The sequence below is a fragment of the Empedobacter sp. R132-2 genome (assembly GCF_030324375.1).
GTDB lineage: Bacteria > Bacteroidota > Bacteroidia > Flavobacteriales > Weeksellaceae > Empedobacter > Empedobacter falsenii_B.
In genome coordinates, this window is the sequence record NZ_JACAGG010000027.1 from 33,186 (window position 1) to 39,318 (window position 6,133).

5 protein-coding genes are annotated in these 6,133 nt (G+C 31.8%); all 5 read right to left on the bottom strand.

What is annotated here, in order from left to right; genetic code table 11:
• Positions 1–147 precede the first annotated feature (147 nt).
• On the bottom strand, positions 148–1,395 hold the full coding sequence (locus HXZ69_RS11710; protein WP_286496081.1) for a T9SS type A sorting domain-containing protein: 1,248 nt from the start codon (positions 1,393–1,395) through the stop codon (positions 148–150).
• Positions 1,396–1,518: 123 nt separating this feature from the next.
• Complete coding sequence (locus HXZ69_RS11715; protein ID WP_286496082.1) at positions 1,519–2,913, bottom strand: HmuY family protein; 1,395 nt, start codon at positions 2,911–2,913, stop codon at positions 1,519–1,521.
• Between the two features lie 10 nt (positions 2,914–2,923).
• A complete protein-coding gene (locus HXZ69_RS11720; RefSeq protein ID WP_219034425.1) occupies positions 2,924–5,065 on the bottom strand; it encodes a TonB-dependent receptor plug domain-containing protein in 2,142 nt (713 codons plus the stop codon).
• Between the two features lie 229 nt (positions 5,066–5,294).
• Positions 5,295–5,510 (bottom strand): helix-turn-helix domain-containing protein, encoded by a 216-nt coding sequence (locus HXZ69_RS11725; RefSeq protein ID WP_286496083.1) that lies wholly within the window; start codon positions 5,508–5,510, stop codon positions 5,295–5,297.
• A gap of 23 nt (positions 5,511–5,533) precedes the next feature.
• The gene (locus HXZ69_RS11730) at positions 5,534–6,028 is read right to left on the bottom strand and encodes an AraC family ligand binding domain-containing protein (RefSeq protein WP_286496084.1); all 495 of its coding nucleotides are present in this window, start codon (positions 6,026–6,028) and stop codon (positions 5,534–5,536) included.
• Positions 6,029–6,133: the final 105 nt, after the last annotated feature.

Below are 6,133 nucleotides of genomic sequence, written 5' to 3' on the forward strand. Positions count from 1 at the left end.
ATGTTTGTAATAAACCGAGGACTCGGGTAAGGATAAACAGACTTACTTTGGAAGAATGCCTACGAAGTTATATACATCCAACTCTAATAAAAAAGGTCGTCTTTCCAGACGACCTCACACAAAGAGACAAATAAAGTACTCAAAACTTTATTTCAAAACTATTTTTTTCGTTTCAACTTTATCGGCAGATTGTATTTTTACGATGTAAATTCCAGCCGAAAGTTTACTTAATTGTATTGTTTTATTTGTAAATGATGAAGTTGGTTGATAGCTTTCCTGATGCACCAATTGTCCATTTATCGCATAAATTTGAATATTTAATGGAGACGATTTCGCTTCTTGCGAATTGTACACCAAACCAATTGTTTTCGGTTGAGAAGCGGTATAAATATCAAACTTCGTTTTGGCTAATTCTGTTGTTCCTAAATTAGCTGTTACATTTTCGTAATCGAATGTTATTTTTCCTGTAGAAGATCCTTCAAACGTTTTGAAAACCAATTTATAAATCTGATTTGTAGATGTATTTTTGATAAAATGATTCGTAGGATTCACTACATAAGACCAACCCGATAAGGTTTTCCAATTATATCCAACTGCATTAATATCTGCTACATAAGCCATATCATCAGTAGGATTTCCAGATTCTGTTTTCGCCACTTTGATCAAATCACTTTGCAAAACTCCCGTTACCGTATACATCACAACATCACCCTCATTCGTTGTAAGTGGTGTAACATATTTTGTAAATTTCAAATCCCATTTACTTTGGTCTGGCTCTGGTGTAACTGCTTTATCAGTCAATAAACTATAATAATTGAACAAATTTGTTGGATTGGTTTTATGCGCAAGATTTACTTTTGTATCAGCCGACCAAGTTCCATTTGTCAATTTAGAATACGTAAAATTATATTCGCCTAAAGGAGCTGCAAAATTATCTATTTTCAATTTCACATATTCTCCTGTTGCATATTTCAATACAAAAATGATTGAACCATTTACGTAATGATTTGCAATACTATAATTACCCCAACCATATGTCGCAGAACCATTATTGAAAGCGCCTTTTTGCCAATCTGTGTCCGAATTGTACAAAGCTGTCCACGTAGATAAATTAGCAACATCAATACTATTCCATTTTGAGACATCATTCGACGCTTCGTAAACTTCTATCCCTGCGCCATCGTTTACTCTAATTCCTGTAGACATATTCGATTTTCGATAAAATGATATCTCCCAATCGTTTCTATTTACAGAATTCGTCGATTGGTCTGCCAATCCGTAATAAACATCATTTGTATAACCAGCACCCATAGTAACTTCGCCTTTTATGGTTTGAGCATTTATTACAACAGATGTTAGAATGATTGATGCTAAAAGTGTAAATTTGTTTTTCATGATATAATAATTTTTTAATTGTTAATCAGAATTAGAACAGTCAATCCGAGAGATTACACTCTGACCCGTATGACTCGGATTGACGCATTCTAACCACTAATAATGAGTATGTTTATGATAAATTTATTTGATAAGTTTATATTCAAATTTTGGATAACCTCTCACACCAGAAGCATTCAGAAAAGCTAACATTTTAATTTTGTAATAATTATTTTCTGCATCTTTGATGATATAAAATCGATCCGAAAATAATTTTTGAGGTGCAGTAACTTGTCGCCAAGAATCACCAATTGCACGCTGATCGTCTAAAAATTTTGTTTCATCAATCATCGTTTCATTAAATTTTTCGTAGGTAATTTCATTGGTTACATCTACACGATAGGCTTTTGCACCCGCTTTCAAATTATTGTCCACATAATCCGAATATCCATACGAACCATTTCCTGTAATAAGATTAGTAAAAACTGTAAAGTTTAGATCCCATTCTAATTTTGAAGGTTCAACATTTACAAGATCATTCGTCGTAAAACTGAAGTGAACAAAATTGTACGTTGTCGTTTTTGCAATTACTTTTTCTTTGTAAGTCGTATCATCCAAATCTGCATATTGCATCACATATTGCTCGTCTTCTTTGATGAATTTCACTTTTTTCCAACCGCGCGAATTTCCAGCAACAGCTGCCGAACCAACCGCAGGCGTTGAAGTTCCCACTTCGTAACCCAAATTCAGTAAATAAACTGGATTATCCGACTCTTTAATTTCCCCAATCGCTGTTTTCAAAATATCTCCAGCAGGATCGTCAACATATTCTTTGTTCGAATCTGTAAATGTACCTACCGCAACTTCGTTGATTAATTTCCCAACCGATGCTTTTGTTACTTTCGACAAATCGGTTTCGTCCAACGCTTTTACCGCCATATAAATAGAAGTATTTAACATCACGCGGAAATTTGTTCCATTATAAAACCCTAAATCCCAAGAATCTCTTTTTACCTTTGTTTGCGTTCCTTTACTTAAGTCTACATAAACTTGATATTGCTCATTTGGTCCGCCAATTTCCACATCCATTGTTCCTCCAATCGAATTTTCGAAAGAGATTTTTGTTGACGAATATCCTTGAATAATCGCTGATGGATAATCAATTTTTGTAATTTCAAAGTGAATCGTTTTATCAGAACGATCAAATGGATAAATCAAATTCTTAAACGTAAAACTTGTTGACGTTTCACCTTTTTTGATTGGTATAATAATTTCTTGATTTGTAACTGCAACAGAAGTTGAATAATCAACATTATAAGTAGCTTTATCTTCGGTTATTTTAATATGAATTTGTCCATCTTGTTCTGCAACTTTAGAATAAATTAGATTTATTGTTTTCTCATTATCAATCTTACTAAAATCGATGCTTGCATCCTTAAAAGCAACAACAAAATCTTGTCCAATTGGATTGTTTTCATCATTACATGACCACAAAAAAGAAAGACTAAACAATAGGATATATATAAATATTTTTTTCATGATTTTTTGATTAATTAATTCCTAAATTGAAGGTAAGTTTAGCAAAATACGAACGTCCATATCCATACAAAATACTTGTAGAACCTTGGCTATGCGCACCATCATTTCCAGATGAACTGTTCAAATACTTTACATCAAAAAGATTTCTTGCACCAATTGTTAAACTAAGTTTTTTGTTCCAAAAACTTTGTCTTATTGACGCATCTATCCAGTTAAAAGCTTCTTGTTTACCTTTTACTAAAATTTGTTCACTTGTATTTGACGGATTATTTTTCAAGACAAATTGCTCTTGAGCTCCATTGTATTTATAGAAAAGTGAGAAAATTGTATTGGTTTTTGGCAAAGTGTACGAAACATTTGCATTGATTTGCGTTGAATAGAAATATTTATTTTTAACTGAATTTACAGCAACTGCTTCATCAATATCTTGCTTGATGCCTGTCAACGTAAAACCAACTCCTCCCGAAAATTGATGGACTTTGAATTGATTCAAATACGTAATACCTTGTACATCGTAATTATCAATATTACGATATTGATATTTCAATGGAGATTCTTCGACAACAATCAAATCAATCTTATCTTTCAGATTAATTTTCCACAACGATACTTTTTGCTCTAATGAATTATTTTCTCCGATATACCAATTCTTTTTTAAGTGAACAAAAGCAGAAACTCCTTTTTCTGGATTCAGATTTTCGTTTCCTTGCACATTATGATTGACGTCTACGAAATACGAATACATTTCCTCATAATTTGGCAAACGTGGTGAAGTACCAACAATCGCGCGCAATTCCCATTGTTTTCCAAATAGATATTTCGCACTCAAACTCATCACATACTGCTTATCAAATTGCTCCGAAAACATCACGCGAGCGCCTGGACGAAACGAAAGTTTATCATTTAGATTAATTTCAGAAGAAGCAAAAAAATCATACGTTCCTAATTTTCTTTCTATAGGTTTTTGGAAAAATTCTCCTGCCGAAGTTGAAGCAAAACCTTTTGTTTGATCGATTTCATAACCAAATTGAAAATCGAAATAATCATTTTTATTGATAAAATTGCTGAACATCCCTTTCGAATAATACACTTTTCGACTTTCATATTCGAATTTGTTTACATCATGTTCAACACCTTCAAGAATTTCATAATTATACGATTTCAATTTTCTTTTTTGTTCTTGATACGAAAACGAAACATCATAATTAATTGCTTTTCTAAATCGTCCTGAAGCATTTAAGTGATTGTAAATACGATCTGTTGTGTACACTCTATCTTTTCCAAAATAATCTACCGTCGCAGTTGGCGCATTCGGTGCAAGAGTTGGATTGGGATCGTAATACTTAGTTTCTTCGTTGAAATATTCGAATTTATAAAACAAACGATAATTGTCTTTTTTATATTGAACAAATGCCTTTGCTGCATTTTGTTCTTTTGGCAACCATTCGTATCCTCTCAATCCGTCATTATTAGGATAATTCTTTCCTTTTTTATCATCAAAAAATCCTTGAAAATCATTACGTGAAAAACTTAAATTAGCGTAGATTTTGTCTGAAAATTTATGCCCGATTTTCAAGGATTGTATATGTCTTCCTTTATTTTTCCAATTGTATTCATCTCCAATTGTTTCCTCTTGCAAAGTCGCAGAAATATCAAATTTATTCTTCCCTCCTTTTTTAGTAATAATATTGATTACTCCCGCAATAGAATTTGCTCCATATTCCACTCCCATCGCACCTTCTACGATTTCTATTTGTTGAATATCATCTAAGTTAATCTGCGTTAAATCGGTATTATTCCCTAAACCTTCGTCGTTAACTAATGGAATATTGTCCACCAAAATTTTGAAATATTGTGCATCCAAACCAAACATTTGCACCGTCGATTTTCCTGTAGAAGAACTCGGAATAATATTCATATTCAATGTTTGATTTAAAACATCTGCCAATGTGTTTCCTGCTTGTCTCTCGATCATTTCTTGCGAAATCACTTTTACTTCGTAAATAGATTTCTTGACCGATTGCGCATTATATTGCCCAGAAATCACGGTTTGTTCCAAATTAATCGTCGAATCTTTTGGAAACGAATTAATTTCTTGAGCCTGTAGAATTAGTGTTGTAAGTAAGCTTAGTAGAAAAAAGCGCCTCTTCATTTGTCCTTAATTTTATTATTTAGAATTAGTCTAATAATTAATAAGACAAATGTAAACGAATTTTTTAATTTATTTTTATTTATTCTAAATTAATTTATTGAATAGTGATAAAAATCGAGCTTCGTCTTCTAATTCTGATAAAAGAATGAGATGTTAAAACATTATTAATCAATTTAATTGTTAAAGAATTAAATTAAGGAAAGTAAAAATTGAACGAAATTAAAACGAATTATTTTCGTTTAGGTTTTGTTTTCGTAACAGCAAAATAAGACGCTGTAAAAGCAGACAAACTTTTGTAACCGACTTTATAAGCGATTTCGCTCAATGTAAAATTATTGGTATCTATTAATTCAATACTTCTTAGAATTCGGACAAGTTGCATATATTTTTGAAGTGTAATTCCTGTTTCTTGTTTGAAAATTCGTTGCAAATTTCGAGCAGACATATTCGCTTTATCTGCTAATTCATTTAGATTAAAATTTGTGTATAATGAGAATGAATATATTCACTTACAGGAATTAAACGTCTATCAACAAGAACTGGCAATTCTAGATTATGGTTTTCATCGCAAAAATGAGGCAAACTATACAACATCGAATTTAAGAAAATCTTTTGCTCCTCCTCTTCAACCAAAAATTTATTCCATTTTGAAGCGTATAACATCATTTCCTTTAGAATCGGCGGTGCAACAAAAACATGGATATCGTTGTAAAAATCTTCCTTAAAAACTTCTTTAAATAAAATCAACATTGGATTGACCGTTTTCGCCTCGGAAGTTGTACGATGTAGCTTATTTGCAGGAATCCAAATCACTTGATTTTGAGGAACTAAATAAATCTTTTGTTCGATATAAAAATATTGGTAACCTTCTTCAACATAATTCAATTGGAAATAGTCATGCGAATGAACCTCATCTGCATTTTTACGATTTTTCTCGTACCAAACGTATGTATTGGTTGTCATATGATCCGAATATTCTCCAATAATTTGTTGTCGTACTTCATGACTTCGTAGACTTTAAATATAATTATTTTAGTTTTAATTTTAGTATTTCATAAGGAGTTTTTC

What these genes read in the sequence shown, in the direction of transcription:
- HXZ69_RS11710 (WP_286496081.1), bottom strand. Translation starts at nt 1,395, where the DNA reads ATGAAAAACAAATTTACACTTTTAGCATCAATCATTCTAACATCTGTT.
- HXZ69_RS11715 (WP_286496082.1), bottom strand. Translation starts at nt 2,913, where the DNA reads ATGAAAAAAATATTTATATATATCCTATTGTTTAGTCTTTCTTTTTTG.
- HXZ69_RS11720 (WP_219034425.1), bottom strand. Translation starts at nt 5,065, where the DNA reads ATGAAGAGGCGCTTTTTTCTACTAAGCTTACTTACAACACTAATTCTA.
- HXZ69_RS11725 (WP_286496083.1), bottom strand. Translation starts at nt 5,510, where the DNA reads ATGTCTGCTCGAAATTTGCAACGAATTTTCAAACAAGAAACAGGAATT.
- HXZ69_RS11730 (WP_286496084.1), bottom strand. Translation starts at nt 6,028, where the DNA reads ATGACAACCAATACATACGTTTGGTACGAGAAAAATCGTAAAAATGCA.